Genomic DNA, 16,856 nt, shown 5'->3' with positions numbered 1-16,856 from the left:
CCCGACCACCGTGTTGTCGGGGCCCTACGCTGACGTCATGTCCCTCGTCCTGCTGAGCTCCGACGGTGCGGTGCGCACCATCACCCTCAACGCTCCCGAACGCCTCAACGCCCTCGACCGGCCCCTGCTCGACGAGCTTCGCGCCGCCGTGGAGACGGTCGCCGCCGACACCGACGCCGCTGCGCTCGTCGTCTCCGGCGCGGGCCGTGCGTTCTGCTCCGGCGCCGACCTCGAGAGCCTGTTCGGCGACCGGACCCGTCCGGTGCCGGAGCTGCGCGACCATCTCATGGGCGTCTACGCGTCGTTCCTGCCGATCCGCGATCTCGCGATCCCGACCATCGCCGCCGTCCACGGACCCGCAGTGGGAGCCGGCCTCAACATCGCGCTGGCCTGCGACGTGATCGTCGCGGGACCGGACGCCGGGTTCGGGCCGACGTTCTCCCGGATCGGCCTGCATCCCGGCGGCGGGTGCACGTGGATGCTGACCCAGCGCATCGGAGCCGCGAACACGGCCGCCGCCCTCTTCGCCGGCGACGTGATCGACGCCGAGCACGCCCTGGCCCTGGGCATCGCCCAAGAGCTCGCCGAGGATCCTCGTGCCCGAGCAGACGAGCTCGCCCACGCGTGGGCGGGGCGCAATCGTTCTGTGATGGCCGACATCAAGCGCTCTGTCGCGTTGGCCGCGAGCGCCGACGCCGAGACCTCGCTCGCGTTCGAGGCCACGGCCCAGGCAGAATCGCTGTCGTCGCCGGAGTTCGACGCGTTCGCCGCGAAGTTCGCCAAGCGCTGAACCCACTCCGGCCGCCCGCCCACGACCCATGACCTCGCCCTCAGGAGCATCAGCATGACCCGGCCCGCCCTCGTCCTCGCCGCCGCGTCGGCCATCTCCGAGGTGGAGCCGCCGGCGGAGGTCGTCGAGGCCTGGGAGACCCGGCTCGACTACCTCGAGCGCATCGGTGACGACATCGAGGCGGCGTCCGACGGCAGTGGTGATCCCTCCGCCGCGCAGCCGACCGAGCAGGAGACCGCAGCGAACGAGGAGCTCACCGACTGGTGGTTCGCGACCTGCGAGTCCTGACGGCTCGGTCCATGGCGCAGGCTCCCTCAGTGTCCTCGGTGGGAGTCGGCCACCGCGGTGGCCTCGGCTGCCAGGGCGTCGAGGACGAGCCGGACGGACGGACGCTCGTACCGGTCGGGCCTCAGCAGCGCGGAGATGTCGCGCTGGGCGACGACACCGGTCAGGGGCCGGCTGATGAGCCCGTTGCCGTGGTCGCGGGTCGTGAAGCGCGGCAGGATCGCCAGTCCGTGGCCGGCTGCGACCATCGCCTCGACGACGCCGTTGTTGGCGAAGCGCTGCCGGACCCGCACCGGCTGGCCGGTCACGGCCACGACGCGCTGGAGGACCTGGTCGAACGGCTGCCCCTCGGGAACCCCGATCCACGACTCGTCGGCGACGTCACGCGGTGACAGCGTGCGCCGACTGGCCAGCCGATGACCCTCGGGCAGGGCCACGTCGAGCGGCTCGGTCATGAGGGGGACGACCTGCAGGCCGCGCTCGCGCCAGCGCGCGGACGTCACGGGCGCGTCGGAGACGACGACGTCGTGGTCGGGGGTCAGGTCCGCGTCGTCCTCCGACGTCTCGACGTCGGTGCACTCGAGCTCGACGTCGGGTCGGTCGGCGAGTCGGGCCAGCACCCCCGGCAGCAGCATCTCGCCCCCGGTGGGGAAGGTGGCGAGCGTGACGCGACCGGCGGGGGTCGCCATGAACTCGCGCCAGGCCCCCTCGGCCCGCTCGATGGCGGTCAGGATCTCGACGGCGGTCCGAGCCAGCGCGCGCCCCGCCTCCGTGAGGGCGACGCCTCGGCCGGCCGGCTCGACGAGCCCGTAGCCGGCCTCGTGCTCCAACGCCTTGAGCTGCTGCGAGACCGCCGAGGGAGTGATGCTCATCGCATCGGCGACAGCACCGACCGATCCCCGCTCGGACAATTCCCTGAGAACCCGCAGACGCCGCACTTCCATGTAGCCATGGCTACACGAATAGTGAAGTTCCCTTCGCTTGTCCTTGATGTTTTTCCGCAGGAGACTGGAGCCGTCCGACCACCGATCCCACCCCTGGAGACACCATGTTCACGCTCCCCCTGCTCGGCGCCGCCATCCTCGTCGCGGGCACCGTCCACACCGCCCGGCTCGTCGCCACCGACGGCCTGCACCGCGTGGCGGCCACGCCGCGCTACTGAGGCGGCACGGGCCGTCCGAACCCCGGACTTGTCTGCTGACCCCCGGACGCGGATACTGGTTACCAGCCGGTAGCACCAGCGAGTAACCTGTGCGCCGGACTCCCCCACCCCCATCTGAGGAACAGGCAGCATGAGCCACTACAAGAGCAACCTGCGCGACGTCGAGTTCAACCTCTTCGAGCTCTTCGGGCGCGACGAGGTCCTGGGATCCGGCCCGTTCGCCGAGGTCGACGTCGAGACCGCCAAGAGCATCATCGCGGAGGTCGACCGCCTCTCCCGCGAGGAGCTGGCCGCGTCCTTCGACGACTCCGACCGCAACCCGCCGGTCTACGACCCGAGCGACAAGACCGTGACGATGAACCCCGCGTTCGCCAAGAGCTACGCGGCGTGGATGGACTCCGGCATGTGGAACCTGCAGGTGCCCGAGGAGCTCGGCGGCCAGAAGGCACCCGCCTCGCTCATCTGGTCCACCGCGGAGTTCGTGCTCGGCGCCAACCCGCCCATCTGGATGTACGCCGCCGGCCCGGCCTTCGCGGGCGTCGTCTTCGAGAACGGCAACGAGCGCGACCAGAAGATCGCCGCCCACATGGTCGAGCGCCAGTGGGGCGCCACGATGGTGCTGACCGAGCCCGACGCCGGCTCCGACGTCGGTGCCGGCCGCACGAAGGCCACGCCCAACGAGGACGGCTCCTGGAACATCGAGGGCGTCAAGCGCTTCATCACGTCGGCCGAGCACGACATGAGCGAGAACATCATGCACCTCGTGCTCGCGCGCCCCTCCGGCGTCGAGGGTGCGGGCGGTCCGGGCACCAAGGGCCTGTCGCTGTTCCTCGTCCCCAAGATCCACTTCGACCAGGAGACCGGCGAGCTCACCGGCGAGCGCAACGGTGCCTACGTCACCAACATCGAGAAGAAGATGGGCATCAAGGTCTCCACGACGTGCGAGGTCACCTTCGGCGACCCGAGCCTCGGCGGACCGGCCAAGGGCTGGCTGCTCGGCGAGGTCCACGACGGCATCAACCAGATGTTCCGCGTCATCGAGAACGCCCGCATGATGGTCGGCGCCAAGGCGATCGCCACGCTGTCCACCGGCTATCTCAACGCGCTCGAGTTCGCCAAGGAGCGCGTGCAGGGCGCCGACCTGACGCAGGCGTCGGACAAGACCGCCCCGCGCGTCACCATCACCCACCACCCCGACGTGCGACGTTCGCTGCTCACGCAGAAGTCGTTCGCCGAGGGCCTGCGCTCCCTGATGCTCTACACCGCGACCTGGCAGGACGCGGTGATGATCAAGGAGGCCGCCGGCGAGGACGCCTCGCTCGAGGAGGCCGTCAACGACCTCCTGCTGCCGATCGTCAAGGGCTACGGATCGGAGAAGTCCTGGACCGTCCTCGGCACGGAGTCGCTGCAGACCTTCGGCGGCTCGGGCTTCCTGCAGGACTACCCGCTCGAGCAGTACGTCCGCGACGCCAAGATCGACACCCTGTACGAGGGCACCACGGCCATCCAGGGCCAGGACCTGTTCTTCCGCAAGATCGTGAAGAACAAGGGCCAGGCCATCGGCCACCTCGCCCAGGAGATCCAGGCGTTCGCCCAGGGCGAGGCCGGCAACGGTCGCCTCAAGGTCGAGCGCGAGCTCCTCGGCAAGGGGCTCGAGGACACCCAGGCCATCCTGGGCGCCATCTTCGGCGACCTCATGTCGGCCAACCCGGCCGACGAGAAGGGCGACATCCGGAACATCTACAAGGTCGGCCTGAACACCACCCGCCTCGTCTACGTGCTCGGCGACCTCGTCGTCGCGTGGCTCCTCCTGCGGGGCGCCGAGGTGGCCGTCAAGGCTCTCGACGAGGGTGCCACCGGCGCCGACAAGGCGTTCTACGAGGGCAAGATCGCTGCGGCGTCGTTCTTCGTCAAGAACGTCCTGCCCAAGCTGGCCGGCGAGCGCGCCATCGCCGAGGCCATCGACGCCTCCGTCATGGAGCTCGACGAAGCAGCCTTCTGAGCCAGCCGACAGCGGCCCTCGATCGACCTCCCGGTCGGTCGGGGGCCGCTGTCGTCGACGGTCGGTGTGGCAGGCTGAGGCGGTGCGTCTGATCAACCCGCTCTGGTACCTCGCGGCGCTCACGATCGCCCTCGGCGGACAGGTCGTCGGCACGGCGGTCGCGGCCAGCTCGTGGGACGCCGTCCGCGACGCACCCCTGGTCAACGTCTCCGAGCCCGTCGACGCGACCGGCACGTCGGTCGCCGTCTTCACCGACCTCCCGCAACCGGACCGCGACATCCGTTGCGTCGTCACCGAGACCGCCGACGACGCGGACGGCGAGCCCGTGGACGTGCCCGAGGCCCCGCTGGACCTCACCGCCGTCTCCGACAGCACCACCTGGCACCTCGTCGGGTTCCTGCTCGACGCCCCCGACGCGCAGGTGCGGGTCGCGTGCGCAGCGCAGGACGGCGCGGGCGACAGCGCCTCGTACGCGGCATCGACGCCCGACGGTGTCGGGGAACGCGCCAACCTGGGCAACGGGATCGGCTGGCTGGCCACGCTCGCGGGCATCGTCCTGGCCATCTACGTCTTCACGTCCCGTCGCCGCCACCGCAAGGAGTCCCGCTCGTGACCGACCTCCGGACCTACGTCGACGCGTGGCGGCACAGTGCCCACGCCGTCCTCGACCTCACCGACGACATCGCCGACCACGAGTGGATGCTGAGCACGGACCTGCCCGGCTGGGACGTGCACGACGTCGTCGCCCACCTGGCCCACCTCGAGGCCGTCCTCGCCGGACAGACCCCGGACACGGAGGTCGACGCGACCGCCTCCGGGGTCCTGAGCACCTACACCGAGGCCGGCGTCCAGGAGCGACGAGGCATGAGCCCGGCGGACGTCGTCGCTGAGCTGCGGGCAGGGGTGGCGGCGCGAGAGGCCGCGCTCGTCGACCTCCCGACCGACCCGGGGGCGCCGGCCGACCGGACCCCGGGAGCCGCGCCGTGGACGTGGGAGGTCCTGCTGCGGAACCGGGCGATCGACGCCTGGTGCCACGAGCAGGACCTGCGTCGCGCCCTCGGACGTCCCGGCAGCCTCGACACGCCCGGGGCCCACGTCACCACCCGGACGTTTGCCGCGGCCATGCCGTTCGTCCTGGGCAAGAAGGTCGCACCCCCGGCCGGGACCAGCGTGACGTGGGAGGTCCGTGGGCCCGTCGAGCTCGCCGTCGGAGCCACCATCGGGCCGGACGGGCGTGCGGCCCCTGACCGCTCGGACTCCCCCGACGTCACGCTGCGGATGGGCTCGGAGGACTTCTGCATCCTCGGCGCCGGACGACGACGCCCCGAAGCGGTCGACGTGACGCTCGAGGGCGACGAGGCGCTCGGCGCGCGGGTGCTGGCAGCGATGGCCGTGACCATCTGAGCCCTGTCAGCCGCCGGCGTCCATGAGCTCGAACCTGGACTCCCAGTCCCTCTCGAGCCGCCGGAGCTCGTCGGCGCACCCGGGGACGCGCGAGACCCTCAGCGAGTCGACCGGCGCGAGCTCCTCGGCACGCTCGGGGTGGGCGCCGAGGACCCAGCACGCGTAGTTCGCGGCACGGACGGCATCGGTCGAGTGCCCGTCGGACGTGTCGCTCTCGTACAGACCGGCCCACACGTCGTACTGCAGGGCGGCGGCGACCAGCGCGTCGACGTCCTCGACGTCCCCGTCGCGCAGGAGCATCCACGCGGCGAAGGAGTCGGCGAGGTCCTCCTCCGAACCCTCGTGCTCCAGGTCGTGCAGCTGGACGAGGGCGTGGGCGGCCTCGTGCATCACCGTCTCCCGCCAGATCCGCAGCACCGTGGCGTCGGGGTCGGGGTCGCCGGCCTCGGCCAGCTCGTCGCGGGCCGAGGCGGACTCGTCGACGCACAGGTCGATGCGCTCGTCCCACCCGTCGAAGGAGGTGCCGAAGTCGCACGACCGGACCCTGACCTCGACGTGGCGCGGCAGCTCGACGACGCGGTTGAGGTCGGCCACGGCCCCGGCGACGGCACCGTCGCGACGCATCGCCCGCTGCTCGTCGGCGATCTCACCGGACTCCTCTGCCCACGTGACGACGAAGCGCGGCTCGCCTGCGAAGACCGGCCGGTCCTCACCCGGCGCCAGCAGCACGAGAGCGACGATGGCGCCCACCGCCACGAGCAACGCCGACGCCGAGATCGCCGTCGCCGCCAGGACGTCACGTGCTCGCACTCGCTGATCGTAGGCCGCTCGACGGCGCCCTGTCCCCGATCCCACTACGGTGGTCGCATGAGCTGGAGCACGCACGACATCCCCGACCAGTCCGGACGTCGCATCGTCATCACGGGCGTCACCGGGGGTCTCGGCTTCCACACCGCGCTCGAGCTGGGTCGCGCCGGTGCCGACCTCGTCGTCACCGCACGCGACGCGACCAAGGCCGCCGAGACGATCGACCGACTCCGCCGCGAGGTCCCCGACGTCTCCGTCGAGGACCTCTCCCTCGACCTGGCCGACCTCGGCGACGTCGCGCGGGCCGCCGCCGAGCTGACGGACCGCCACGACCGCATCGACGTCCTCGTCAACAACGCCGGCATCATGATCCCGCCGTACACCGAGACGGCCGACGGCTTCGAGCTTCAGATCGGCACCAACCACCTGGGTCACTTCGCCTGGACCGCGGCCCTCTGGCCGGTGCTGCGCGCCAGCGACGCGCGTGTCGTCAGCGTCTCCTCCCTCGCGCACACGTCGGTGCGGGGGATCGACCTGCGCAGCCTCACGACCGAGGGGTCGCCGCGGAAGTACAAGCGGTGGCAGTCCTACGGGGAGTCCAAGCTCGCGAACCTGCTCTTCGCCCTCGAGCTTGACCGTCGGATCAAGGCCGCCGGGCTCGGCGCGGTCAGCCTTGCGGTGCACCCGGGCATCTCCTCGACGAACCTGCAGAAGACCGGTGTCGAGATGGGCAACCCGTTCGCCGGGTCCGCGCTCAAGCAGGTCTCCAAGCTCGCGTCGCAGTCGGCGGCTGCGGGCGCCTGGTCGACTCTGCGGGGTGCCACCGAGGAGTCACTCACCGGCGGCGAGTACATCGGTCCGGGGTCCCTCGGCGGCGTCCGCGGGCGTCCCCAGCAGGTCGGCACCAGCAGCACCGCCAAGGACGAGGACCTCGCCGCTGCGCTCTGGACCGCGTCCGAGGCTGCCACCGGCGTCGACTTCACCGTCTGACCCGCCGGGTCACCCGAGGTCGCGCATCCGCTCGCGCGCGGTCGGGTCCTCGGCCAGCAGGTGGGCGCGGGTGCGCCGGCGCAACCGCCAGATCTGCAGCATCCCGAGCGTCCAGAGGACGTACTGCACCGACATCGCCCACACGAACGCCTCGGGCGGGTAGGCGCTGCCCGAGCCGGGCGTCCGCCAGTCCAGCACGGCCCCGATCGCGATGACGACGAGGAGCGTCGCGATGAACCCGCCCTGGTTGATGATGCCCGTGGCCGTCCCCAGCCGGTGCGCGGGGTTGAAGCTGCGGCCGAAGTCGAAGCCGATCATCGATGCCGGACCACCGACGCCCACCACGACCACGAGGACGACGAGCAGCCACAGCGGCGCCGGCCCTGGCCACGCGAGGACGACGGTCCAGACCGCGACGATGGCGGCGATGATCGACAGCACGAGGTCGGAGCGGTGCCACGGGTGCCGTGTGATGAACAGCGCCAGCAGTGGACCGGCCGCCATCACGGCCACGACCAGGACCGTCAGCAGGACACCGGCCTCGGCCGACGTCCGGCCCTCTCCGCGCACGAGGAACGGGTACCCCCACAGCAGTCCCAGGGTCGTCGCGCTGAACTGCGTCGTGAAGTGGGTCCAGAACCCGAGGCGCGTGCCGAGGTGGCGCCACGACTCCGAGAGGCTGCTGCGCACGACCGGCCACGACATCCGTGGGCCGAGCACGCGGCGCTGGTCCGGCGCGTCGTGCACGACGACGATCAGCAGCACGAGCAGCACCACCCCCAGGCCCGCGGCGGCGAGGTAGGTGGGGGTCCAGCCGACGGCGTTCAGCGACCACGTCATCGGCACGGCCGCGACGATGGCACCGAGCTGGCCGGTGACACCGGTGAGCTGGGTGACCAGCGGGATGCGGCGAGGCGGGAACCACGTGTTCACCAGCCGCAGGACGCACACGAACGTCATGGCGTCGCCGAGGCCGACGAAGACCCGCGCCGTGAGCGCGACCGGGTAGGTCTCGGCGAGTGCGAACGCCGACTGCGACGCGATCAGCACGACGGTCCCGATGGTGAGGATCCGCCGCGCGCCGAAGCGGTCGAGCAACAGGCCGACGGGGATCTGCATTCCCGCGTAGACCACGAGCTGCAGCATCACGAACGACGACAGCTGTGACGCGGAGATGCCGAACCGCTCGCTCGCGTCGAGCCCGGCCACCGCCAGGGACGAGCGGTGGAAGACGGCCAGGAAGTAGACGGCGAGCCCCACCAGCCAGATGCGCAGCGCACCCGACGGAAGCGGGGCCAGGGTGCTCACCCGGCCAGTGAACCAGCCGGGTGTGGTCCCTCGCCGTGCGGGGGACGGCAGCCGTGGCTAGCGTCGACCGGGTGTCAGAGCTCAGCCTGGTCGACTGGCGCGTGCGCGTCGCCGACCTCTACGCACAGGTCCGGGCCGACGACGACCCCGCACGTGCCCACGCCACCTGGCGGGCCGGCCGCGACCGGCTGTTCCGCGAGCATCCTCAGTCCCCGCTGCCGGCGCACGACCCTCTTCGCGAGACCGGCCTGCCCGTGTGGGAGTACGACCCCGCCTGGCGGTTCGAGCTCCCGCGCGGCGGAGGCCTCGACGTGTGGTCGCTGCACCAGTACGGCGATGGGCTGTTCGTCCCCGTCAAGGACGCCAAGGGCGCCTGGCTCGGCGGGAGCGACGACGCCGTCGTCGTCGACCTCAACTTCGCCTACCACCCGTCGTGCCGCTACGACCCACGCTGGCGCTGCCCACTAGCACCACCGGGCAACGTGCTCGATGTCGAGGTGCGTGCGGGGGAACGACTGCCCTGACGGCTCACCGGCGGGTGGCGGTCCGGGAGACCTTCGCCGGCGTGAACGCCTGATGCGTCAGTAGGCCAGAGCCATGGCGGGGTCGCGCAGGATCGCGGCCACGTCGGCGAGGAACCTCGATCCCTGCTGCCCGTCGACCACCCGGTGGTCGAAGCTCAGCGCGAGCGTCGTGACCCACCGCGGGACCACGGCGTCGTGCTCGTCGACCCAGGGGCGACGCTCGATGGCACCGACCGCGAGGATGCCGGACTGTCCGGGGTTGAGGATGGGCGTGCCGGCATCGACCCCGAACACGCCGATGTTGGTGATCGTGAACGTGCCTCCGCTCATCTGCACGGGCTGGGTGCGCCCGGCCCGTGCCGTCGCGGTGAGCTCGCCGAGCGCCTCGGCCAGCGCGTGCAGGTCGAGCGCCTGCGCCGACCTGATGTTCGGCACGACGAGGCCGCGGTCGGTCGCGGCGGCGATGCCGAGGTGCACGTCGTCCTTGACGACGATCTCCTGGGCGTCCTCGTCCCACGTCGCGTTCAGCTCCGGGGTCCGGCGCAGCGCGAGGCACACCGCACGCGCGACGATCAGCGTCGGCGAGACCTTCACGTCGGCGAACTCACGCGACGCCCTCAGCCGCTCGAGCAGATCCATCGTGGCACTGACGTCGAGCGTCACCCACTCGGTCACGTGCGGCGCGGTGAACGCCGAGGCGACCATCGCCTGCGCGGTCATCTTGCGCACGCCCTTGACCGGGATGCGACGCTCCCCGCCGCTCCTGCCGGCAGGTGCCGGACCGGACGGCGGCACGGACCCGGCGGCGCGGGTGGCGATGAAGGCCTCGACATCGGCCCGGGTGACGATCGGTCCGTCGCACGGCACCTCGAGCAGGTCGACACCGTGGTCCTTCGCCAGCTTGCGGACCGGCGGCTTGGCCAGGGCACGCAGCGGCCTCGCGACGTCGACCCTGGCGCTCGGCGCCGGCTCCGAGGCCTTCCGGCGGCGCCGACGCGTGGACGCGGTGCGCGGTCCGTAGCCGACGAGCACGGCCTGGCGCTCGCCCTGCTTCTCCTGTGCGTCCTCGGCAGGCGGCTGCGCGTCCGACCCCTCGCCGGCGGCACCGATGCTGATGATCGGCGTGCCCACGGGAACCGTCTCCCCCTCCTGGACGTGGATCGCCCCGACGACTCCGGCGAACGGGCTCGGCAGCTCGACGACGGACTTCGCCGTCTCGATGTCGACGATCGTCTGGTTGACGGCCACCTCGTCGCCCACGGCGACGTGCCAGGTGACGATCTCGGCCTCGGTCAGTCCTTCGCCCACGTCGGGCAGGTTGAAGTCGCTCATCGTCGCCTCCTCAGAACGCCATCGAGCGGTCGACGGCGTCGAGCACGCGGTCGAGGTCGGGCAGGAAGTCGTCCTCCACCCGGCTCGGCGGGTAGGGGAGGTCGTACCCGGTGACGCGCAGCACCGGAGCCTCGAGGCTATGGAAGCACTCTTCCTGCACGCGTGCCGCGATCTCGGCGCCGAGGCCGAGGGTCCGGGCCGCCTCGTGCACGACGACCGCCCGGCCCGTGCGACGGATCGAGGCGTGGACGGGGTCGAGGTCGAGCGGGGACAGCGTGCGCAGGTCGATGACCTCGAGGTCCAGGCCGTCCTCGGTGGCGGCCTCGGCGGCCTCCAGGCACGTACGCACCATCGGGCCGTAGGTGAGCAGCGTCAGGTCGGCGCCCTCACGCGCGACCCGCGACGCGTGCAGCGGGGCCGGCTCCGCACCGATCTCCGAGGTGTCCCAGTAGCGACGCTTGGGCTCCATGACGACCACCGGGTCGTCGGACTGCACGGCCTGCTGGATCATCCAGTAGGCGTCGTGCGCCGTGGAGGGGGCGACGACCTTGAGCCCAGCGGTGAGCACGAACTGCCCCTCCGGGCTCTCCGAGTGGTGCTCCACCGCGCCGATGCCGCCGCCGAACGGGATGCGGATGACGATCGGCATCGGCACCCGACCGCGGCTGCGGAAGTGCAGCTTGGCGACCTGGCTGACGATCTGGTCGTAGGCGGGGTAGACGAACCCGTCGAACTGGATCTCCAGCACCGGTCGGAATCCGCGGTAGGCCAGGCCGACGGCGGCTCCGACGATGCCGGACTCCCCGAGCGGGGTGTCGATGACGCGTCGTTCGCCGAAGTCCTTCTGCAGACCCTCGGTGACGCGGAAGACGCCACCGAGGGGGCCGACGTCCTCCCCCATGACGAGGACCTTGTCGTCACCCTCGAGCGCGGCGCGCAGGCCGGCGTTGAGAGCCTTGGCGATGCTGGTGGTGCTGCCGGGTGCGGGGATCATGCCGGGCTCCCCTCGAACGAGTCGTGGTATCTGACGTAGTCGGCCTGCTGCTGCGCGAGGTCGGGCGTCTGCTCGGCGTGGACGAGCGAGAACAGCTCGGCGAGGTCCGGCTCGGGCAGCGCCTTGCACGCGGTCCGCAGGTGCGCGCCGAGGTCGTCGGCCTCGACGGCCAGCTCGGCGAAGAACGACTCCTCGGTGCCGAGCGAGCGCAGGTAGGTCTCGACGCGCGCCTGCGGGTCCCGCTCGCGCCAGCGGTCGACCTCGGCGGCGTCCCGGTAGCGGCCAGGGTCGTCGGACGTCGTGTGGGCGCCCATCCGGTAGGTGAGGGCCTCGATGAGCATCGGGCCCTGCCCGTCCCGGGCGCGCCGCAGCGCCGCGCGGGTGACGGCGTGCACGGCGAGGACGTCGTTGCCGTCGACGCGCACGCCGGGGAAGCCGAACCCGTCGGCGCGCTGCGCGAGCGGCACGGTGGTCTGGCGCTCCAGCGGCACCGAGATGGCCCACTGGTTGTTCTGGCAGAAGAAGACGACCGGCGCGGCGAACGAGGCGGCCCAGACGAAGGCCTCGCTGACGTCGCCCTGGCTGGTGGCGCCGTCACCGAGGTAGGCGATGACGGCGGCGTCCCGGTCGTCGGTGCTGTCGTCGTCGTGCCCGTGGCCGACGCGACCCTCCAGGCTCAGGCCCATCGCGTAGCCCGTGGCGTGCAGCGTCTGAGCGCCGATGACGATGCTGTACAGCGCCATGCCGGTCTTCGTGGGATCCCAGCCACCGAGCTCGACGCCGCGGAACAACCCGAGCAGCGCGGCGGGGTCGATGCCGCGGGTCCAGGCGACGCCGTGCTCGCGGTACGTGGGGAAGGCGAAGTCCTGGGGCCCGAGCGCTCGACCCGAACCCACCTGCGCGGCCTCCTGACCCTGGCACGGGGCCCACAGCCCCAGCTCGCCGTGGCGCTGCAGCGCGGTGGCCTCGGTGTCGATGCGGCGCACGAGGACGAGGTCGCGGTACAGCGAGCGGACCTCGTCGACGTCGCCGTCGAAGGAGTACTCGTCGTGCTCGACCCGGACCCCGTCGGGGGTGAGGAGCTGGACGAGGCCGGACTCGATCCACGCGGGGTCGGAGCCGGAGTGCGGACGGAAGGGGTCGCTCATGGGTGGTCCTCTCGCTGCCGATGCGGGGTGGCCGATCGGATGGGCGGACGGACGGGGCGAGCCGCGGGGGTGGTGCGGACGGTCCCGGCCACGGCGTGACTGGCGTCACACCGTGCGAGAACGGTACCCCGTCGGTGCGTCGCGAGCCAAGCAGGGCTCGCCGGTCAGCGCCCGGTGAGCCAGCGCGCCGCGAGGTCGAGGAAGCGGTCGTTCGCCTCGGGCAGGCCCACGCTGACCCGGACGCCCTCGCCCGCGAAGGGGCGGACGGCGACGGGCTGCATCGCCTCGGCGAAGGCGCTCGCGTCCTCACCGAGCGGCAGCCAGACGAAGTTTCCCTGGGCGTCGGGGACCTGCCACCCCTGGTCCCGCAGACCCGCCACGAGCACCTGGCGCTGCTCGACGACGGCGTCGACGCGTCGGCCGAGCTCGTCGGCCGCCTCGAGGGAGGCAACCGCTGCGGCCTGGGCGACGTCGGTGACGGAGAACGGGGGCGTGACCGAGCGGATCGTCGCGGCCACGTCGGCCGAGGCGATCGCGTAGCCCACGCGCAGCCCGGCCAGGCCGAACGCCTTGGAGAAGGTCCGCAGGACGAGGACGTTCTCGTGTCCGGCAGCGAGCAGCGCCAGTCCGCTCGCGGCGTCCTCCGGGCGGACGAACTCGACGTACGCCTCGTCGACCACGACGAGCACGTCGTCGGGCACGGCCGCCACGAACCGCTCGAGATCGCCGTGCGTGACCACCGGTCCGGTCGGGTTGTTCGGGGTGCAGACGAGCACCACGCGGGTGCGGTCGGTCACGGCCTCGGCCATCGCCGCGAGGTCGTGGGTGGCGTCGGCCCGCAGCGGGACGGTGACGGCCCGCGCGCCGGCGGTCGCGACCGCCAGGGGGTACGCCTCGAAGGACCGCCACGGCACGACGACCTCGTCGCCCGGACCGCAGTAGGCGCTGATCGCGGCGAACAGCACCGACACCGACCCGGTCCCGGCGGCGAACCGGTCCCGCGGCAGGCCCGTCGCGCCCGCGAGGGCGTCGTACAGGTCGTGCAGCCCCGCGTCCGGGTAGCGGTTGACACGGCTCATGATCGCGGCGGCGCGCTCCACGACGCCCGGCAGCGGAGGGTACGGGTTCTCGTTGCTGGAGAGCTTGAGGTCGTCGCTGCCGGCCGGGCGGCCGGCGCGGTAGGCGACGATCGCGGCGACGCTGGGACGCGGACGGGGTGCAGGCACCCCCCGAGGGTAGACCCGCTCGTGACCGGCGGAGACGGTGCGCGAGGATGCGCGCGTGGCAGCCCGCAGCGATCGATCGCCCGTCGTCGGCTACGTCCTCGTGCTGACGGCGGCCGTCCTGTTCGGCGTCAACGCCGGGATGTCACGCATCCCGCTGCGCTCCGGCACCGACGTCACCACCTTCACGTCCGCGCGCATCACCGCGGCCCTGGCGGTCATCGTGCTCGTCGCGCTCGTCGTCGACCGGTCGGCGCTGCGCCCACCGCGCCTGCGCGAGCTCCCGCTCGTGGTCGGACTCGGGGCCGTCGGCATCGCCGGGCTCCAGGGGACCTACAACGTCGCCATCGACCGCCTCCCGCTCGGCATCGCTCTGCTGCTGGAGTACACCGGCCCCGTGCTCGTCGTGCTCTGGGTGCGCTTCGCCCGCAGGGAGCCCGTGCACCCCCGCGTCTGGCCCGCGCTGCTGCTCACCCTCGTCGGCCTCGCGGTCGTCGGGCGGGTGTGGGGCGGGCTCGCCTTCGACGGCCTCGGCGTCCTCATGGGTCTGGCCGCCGCCGTGTGCTTCGCCGCGTACTTCCTGCTGGGCGAGGACCTGCGGGTCGGTGCCGAGCCGCTGCGCTGGTTCCTGTGGGCGTTCGTCGCGGCGGCGGTCCTGATGAACCTCGTCCGGCCGGCGTGGCACGCCACCACCCTCGGCGCCGATGCCTCCGTGCTCGGACGCCTCGACGCCTTCACGGTCCCGGCCTGGACCGCGATGACCTACGTCGTCGTCCTCGGCACGGTGACGCCGTTCTTCCTGCTGCTGCTGGCGATGCGCTCGCTGCCGGCCATCGTCGTGAGCGTCGTGGCCATGCTCGAGCCGATCGTCGCGACGATCGTCGGCTGGGCGTGGTTCGAGGAGTCCCTCACCGCCGTCCAGGTCGCCGGCGTCGTGGCCGTGATCGTCGGCATCGTGCTGGCCCAGACGGCACGGCGGACCCGGTCGTCCGTGGAGATCCCCCCGCCCCCGTGAGCAGATGGCGGAACGCGTTCCGTCCGGATCGGTTCGACGCTGCGCGTCTGGGAGGATCGTCACATGGGTCGACTACTCACCGCATGGATCCTCAACGCCGCCGCGCTGGCCGCGGCCGCATGGCTGCTCGGCGAGCAGATGAGCATCGGCACGGGCGCCGACGCCACCGAGGACCGGCTGCTCACGCTCGCCGTCGTCGCCGCCGTCTTCACGCTCGTCAACCAGCTCGTGAGCCCGGTCATCAAGTTCCTGGCACTGCCGTTCATCGTGCTCACGCTCGGGCTCGCCCTGCTCGTCATCAACGCGCTCATGCTGCTCCTGACCGAGCGCATCACCGACCTCGTCGGCGTCGACTTCGTCATCGAGGGCTTCTGGTGGGCCGTCGCCGCGTCCATCGTCATCTCGGTCGTGAACGCCGTCCTCGCCTCGCTCACCGGGACGCGTCGGTGAGCGAGCCGTACCGCGTCGCGCTCGTCTGTCTGGGCAACATCTGCCGCTCGCCCATGGCGCACGTCGTGCTGGAGGACCGGCTCGAGCGGGCAGGCCTCTCCGAGGAGGTCGAGGTGGCCTCGGCCGGGACGGGCGGCTGGCACGAGGGCGAGCCGATGGACCCGCGCGCCGCGGCCACGCTGGCCGACGCCGGCTACGACCCCTCGCGTCACCGCGCTCGGACGTTCACGCGCGACTGGTACGCCGAGCACGACCTGTTGCTGGCCATGGACCACAGCAACCACGCTGACATGGCCGACCTCGCCCCGAGCGTCGACGCGACCTCCTCGCTGCGCATGTTCCGGTCCTTCGACCCCGATGCGACCGAGGCCGACGACGAGGTCCCCGACCCCTGGTACGGCGGTGACGAAGGCTTCCGGCACGTCCTCGCGATGGTGGAGCGGACCGTCGATGCGCTCGTCGAGGAGCTGCCGCGGCTCCGGTCGCGCTGACCTGACCCGCTCCCTGTCCCCACCCGATACCCTGCCCGCATGGCAAGGATGGCGGGCACGGCCTCGCGCGCGGAGGCGCTGATCGGGCGCGGGGTGGTCTCGACCACCTCGGTGGCCGGCGGCGACATCTGCACGGCCACCCGGTTGCGTCTCAGCGACGGTTCCAACGCCGTCATCAAGACCCGTCCGCAGGCACCGGATGGGTTCTTCCGTCGCGAGGCCGAGGGCCTGGAGTGGCTGCGCGCGGCCGGAGGCGTCCCCGTGCCGGAGGTGCTGGGCGTCGACGACGAGTGCCTCGTGCTGGCCTGGGTCGAACCGGGACGCCCGACGGCCGAGACCGCCGAGGCGTTCGGCAGGTCCCTCGCCGCCACCCACGCGGCCGGCGCGGACTCCTTCGGCGGCGATCGCGACGGCTTCATCGGACTCGCCCCGCTGCCCAACCGCCCGCTGCCGAGCTGGCCGGAGTTCTACGCCTCGCGCCGGGTGATGCCCTACGTCAGGGCCGCCGTCGACCGCAAGGCGCTCACCGTCGAGCAGGCCCGCACGATCGAGCAGACGATGCGTCGCATCCACTCCGTCGCGGGACCCGAGGAGCCGCCGGCCCGCCTGCACGGCGACCTCTGGTCGGGCAACGTCGTCTGGTCCACCGAGGGCACCGCGTGGGTCATCGACCCCGCTGCGCACGGGGGTCACCGGGAGACCGACCTCGCGATGCTCGCCCTGTTCGGTGCACCGCACCTGCAGCGCATCCTCGACTCCTACGCCGAGGCTGCGCCACTGGCCGACGGCTGGGAGCAACGCGTCCCCCTGCACCAGCTGCACCCCCTGCTCGTGCACGCCGTGCTCTTCGGCGGCAGCTACGGCTCGCGCGCCACCGCCGCCGCCCAGGCCGCCCTCTCCCCCGCCTGACCCACCCCCGGGCTGCGGTTTA

Annotated in this window: 18 protein-coding genes; 11 read left to right on the top strand and 7 right to left on the bottom strand. The window is 72.1% G+C overall.

What is annotated here, in order from left to right; all coding sequences use genetic code 11:
* Positions 1 to 37: 37 nt before the first annotated feature.
* Entirely contained in the window at positions 38 to 790 is a 753-nt protein-coding gene (locus ABD213_RS04710) for an enoyl-CoA hydratase (protein WP_344325100.1), read from the top strand.
* Positions 791 to 844: 54 nt separating this feature from the next.
* Entirely contained in the window at positions 845 to 1,078 is a 234-nt protein-coding gene (locus ABD213_RS04705) for a hypothetical protein (protein WP_344325097.1), read from the top strand.
* Between the two features lie 26 nt (positions 1,079 to 1,104).
* On the opposite strand, the gene ABD213_RS04700 is transcribed toward ABD213_RS04705, so the two are convergent.
* Positions 1,105 to 2,019, bottom strand: coding sequence for a LysR family transcriptional regulator (locus tag ABD213_RS04700; RefSeq protein WP_344325094.1), 915 nt, complete (start codon positions 2,017 to 2,019; stop codon positions 1,105 to 1,107).
* 348 nt (positions 2,020 to 2,367) lie between these two features.
* On the opposite strand from ABD213_RS04700, the gene ABD213_RS04695 reads away from it, so the two are divergent.
* The 3 genes from ABD213_RS04695 to ABD213_RS04685 all read left to right on the top strand — a co-directional run bounded on the left by ABD213_RS04695 (position 2,368) and on the right by ABD213_RS04685 (position 5,643).
* Positions 2,368 to 4,239: an acyl-CoA dehydrogenase gene (locus ABD213_RS04695; RefSeq protein WP_344325091.1), complete on the top strand. Its 1,872-nt coding sequence runs from the start codon at positions 2,368 to 2,370 to the stop codon at positions 4,237 to 4,239.
* A gap of 82 nt (positions 4,240 to 4,321) precedes the next feature.
* On the top strand, positions 4,322 to 4,852 hold the full coding sequence (locus tag ABD213_RS04690; protein ID WP_344325088.1) for a hypothetical protein: 531 nt from the start codon (positions 4,322 to 4,324) through the stop codon (positions 4,850 to 4,852).
* Complete coding sequence (locus tag ABD213_RS04685; protein ID WP_344325085.1) at positions 4,849 to 5,643, top strand: maleylpyruvate isomerase family mycothiol-dependent enzyme; 795 nt, start codon at positions 4,849 to 4,851, stop codon at positions 5,641 to 5,643. Before ABD213_RS04690 ends, ABD213_RS04685 begins: the two co-directional genes overlap by 4 nt.
* 6 nt (positions 5,644 to 5,649) lie before the next feature.
* Here ABD213_RS04685 and ABD213_RS04680 read toward each other — a convergent pair whose 3' ends face one another.
* Positions 5,650 to 6,453 (bottom strand): DUF4344 domain-containing metallopeptidase, encoded by an 804-nt coding sequence (locus tag ABD213_RS04680; protein ID WP_344325082.1) that lies wholly within the window; start codon positions 6,451 to 6,453, stop codon positions 5,650 to 5,652.
* A gap of 57 nt (positions 6,454 to 6,510) precedes the next feature.
* Between ABD213_RS04680 and ABD213_RS04675 the strand changes: the two genes are divergently transcribed.
* Entirely contained in the window at positions 6,511 to 7,440 is a 930-nt protein-coding gene (locus tag ABD213_RS04675) for an oxidoreductase (protein WP_344325080.1), read from the top strand.
* A 9-nt stretch (positions 7,441 to 7,449) separates the two neighbouring features.
* On the opposite strand, the gene ABD213_RS04670 is transcribed toward ABD213_RS04675, so the two are convergent.
* Positions 7,450 to 8,748 (bottom strand): MFS transporter, encoded by a 1,299-nt coding sequence (locus ABD213_RS04670; protein ID WP_344325077.1) that lies wholly within the window; start codon positions 8,746 to 8,748, stop codon positions 7,450 to 7,452.
* Positions 8,749 to 8,819: 71 nt separating this feature from the next.
* On the opposite strand from ABD213_RS04670, the gene ABD213_RS04665 reads away from it, so the two are divergent.
* The gene (locus tag ABD213_RS04665) at positions 8,820 to 9,272 is read left to right on the top strand and encodes a DUF1684 domain-containing protein (RefSeq protein ID WP_344325074.1); all 453 of its coding nucleotides are present in this window, start codon (positions 8,820 to 8,822) and stop codon (positions 9,270 to 9,272) included.
* A 57-nt stretch (positions 9,273 to 9,329) separates the two neighbouring features.
* Here the strand turns inward: ABD213_RS04665 and ABD213_RS04660 are convergent, their stop codons facing one another.
* From ABD213_RS04660 to hisC, 4 genes are all read right to left on the bottom strand, one after another.
* Positions 9,330 to 10,604 (bottom strand): dihydrolipoamide acetyltransferase family protein, encoded by a 1,275-nt coding sequence (locus ABD213_RS04660; RefSeq protein WP_344325071.1) that lies wholly within the window; start codon positions 10,602 to 10,604, stop codon positions 9,330 to 9,332.
* Between the two features lie 10 nt (positions 10,605 to 10,614).
* Positions 10,615 to 11,598: an alpha-ketoacid dehydrogenase subunit beta gene (locus ABD213_RS04655; protein ID WP_344325068.1), complete on the bottom strand. Its 984-nt coding sequence runs from the start codon at positions 11,596 to 11,598 to the stop codon at positions 10,615 to 10,617.
* Complete coding sequence (pdhA, locus tag ABD213_RS04650; RefSeq protein ID WP_344325065.1) at positions 11,595 to 12,746, bottom strand: pyruvate dehydrogenase (acetyl-transferring) E1 component subunit alpha; 1,152 nt, start codon at positions 12,744 to 12,746, stop codon at positions 11,595 to 11,597. Before pdhA ends, ABD213_RS04655 begins: the two co-directional genes overlap by 4 nt.
* Positions 12,747 to 12,910: 164 nt before the next feature.
* Positions 12,911 to 13,972 carry a histidinol-phosphate transaminase gene (gene hisC / locus ABD213_RS04645; RefSeq protein ID WP_344325062.1) on the bottom strand — a complete coding sequence of 354 codons (1,062 nt, stop codon included), beginning with the start codon at positions 13,970 to 13,972 and terminating at the stop codon, positions 12,911 to 12,913.
* Positions 13,973 to 14,027: 55 nt separating this feature from the next.
* Here hisC and ABD213_RS04640 point away from each other — a divergent pair, with 55 nt between their 5' ends.
* The 4 genes from ABD213_RS04640 (at position 14,028) to ABD213_RS04625 (ending at position 16,834) form a co-directional block, all read left to right on the top strand.
* Positions 14,028 to 14,984 carry an EamA family transporter gene (locus tag ABD213_RS04640; protein WP_344325059.1) on the top strand — a complete coding sequence of 319 codons (957 nt, stop codon included), beginning with the start codon at positions 14,028 to 14,030 and terminating at the stop codon, positions 14,982 to 14,984.
* A gap of 63 nt (positions 14,985 to 15,047) precedes the next feature.
* On the top strand, positions 15,048 to 15,434 hold the full coding sequence (locus ABD213_RS04635) for a phage holin family protein (protein ID WP_344325056.1): 387 nt from the start codon (positions 15,048 to 15,050) through the stop codon (positions 15,432 to 15,434).
* Positions 15,431 to 15,925 carry a low molecular weight protein-tyrosine-phosphatase gene (locus ABD213_RS04630; RefSeq protein ID WP_344325054.1) on the top strand — a complete coding sequence of 165 codons (495 nt, stop codon included), beginning with the start codon at positions 15,431 to 15,433 and terminating at the stop codon, positions 15,923 to 15,925. Before ABD213_RS04635 ends, ABD213_RS04630 begins: the two co-directional genes overlap by 4 nt.
* Before the next feature lie 39 nt (positions 15,926 to 15,964).
* A complete protein-coding gene (locus ABD213_RS04625) occupies positions 15,965 to 16,834 on the top strand; it encodes a fructosamine kinase family protein (RefSeq protein ID WP_344325051.1) in 870 nt (289 codons plus the stop codon).
* Positions 16,835 to 16,856 lie beyond the last annotated feature (22 nt).

Origin of the sequence: Aeromicrobium halocynthiae (genome assembly GCF_039531385.1) — a bacterium.
Taxonomy (GTDB): domain Bacteria; phylum Actinomycetota; class Actinomycetes; order Propionibacteriales; family Nocardioidaceae; genus Aeromicrobium; species Aeromicrobium halocynthiae.
This window is presented reverse-complemented; position numbering and strand designations above follow the sequence as displayed.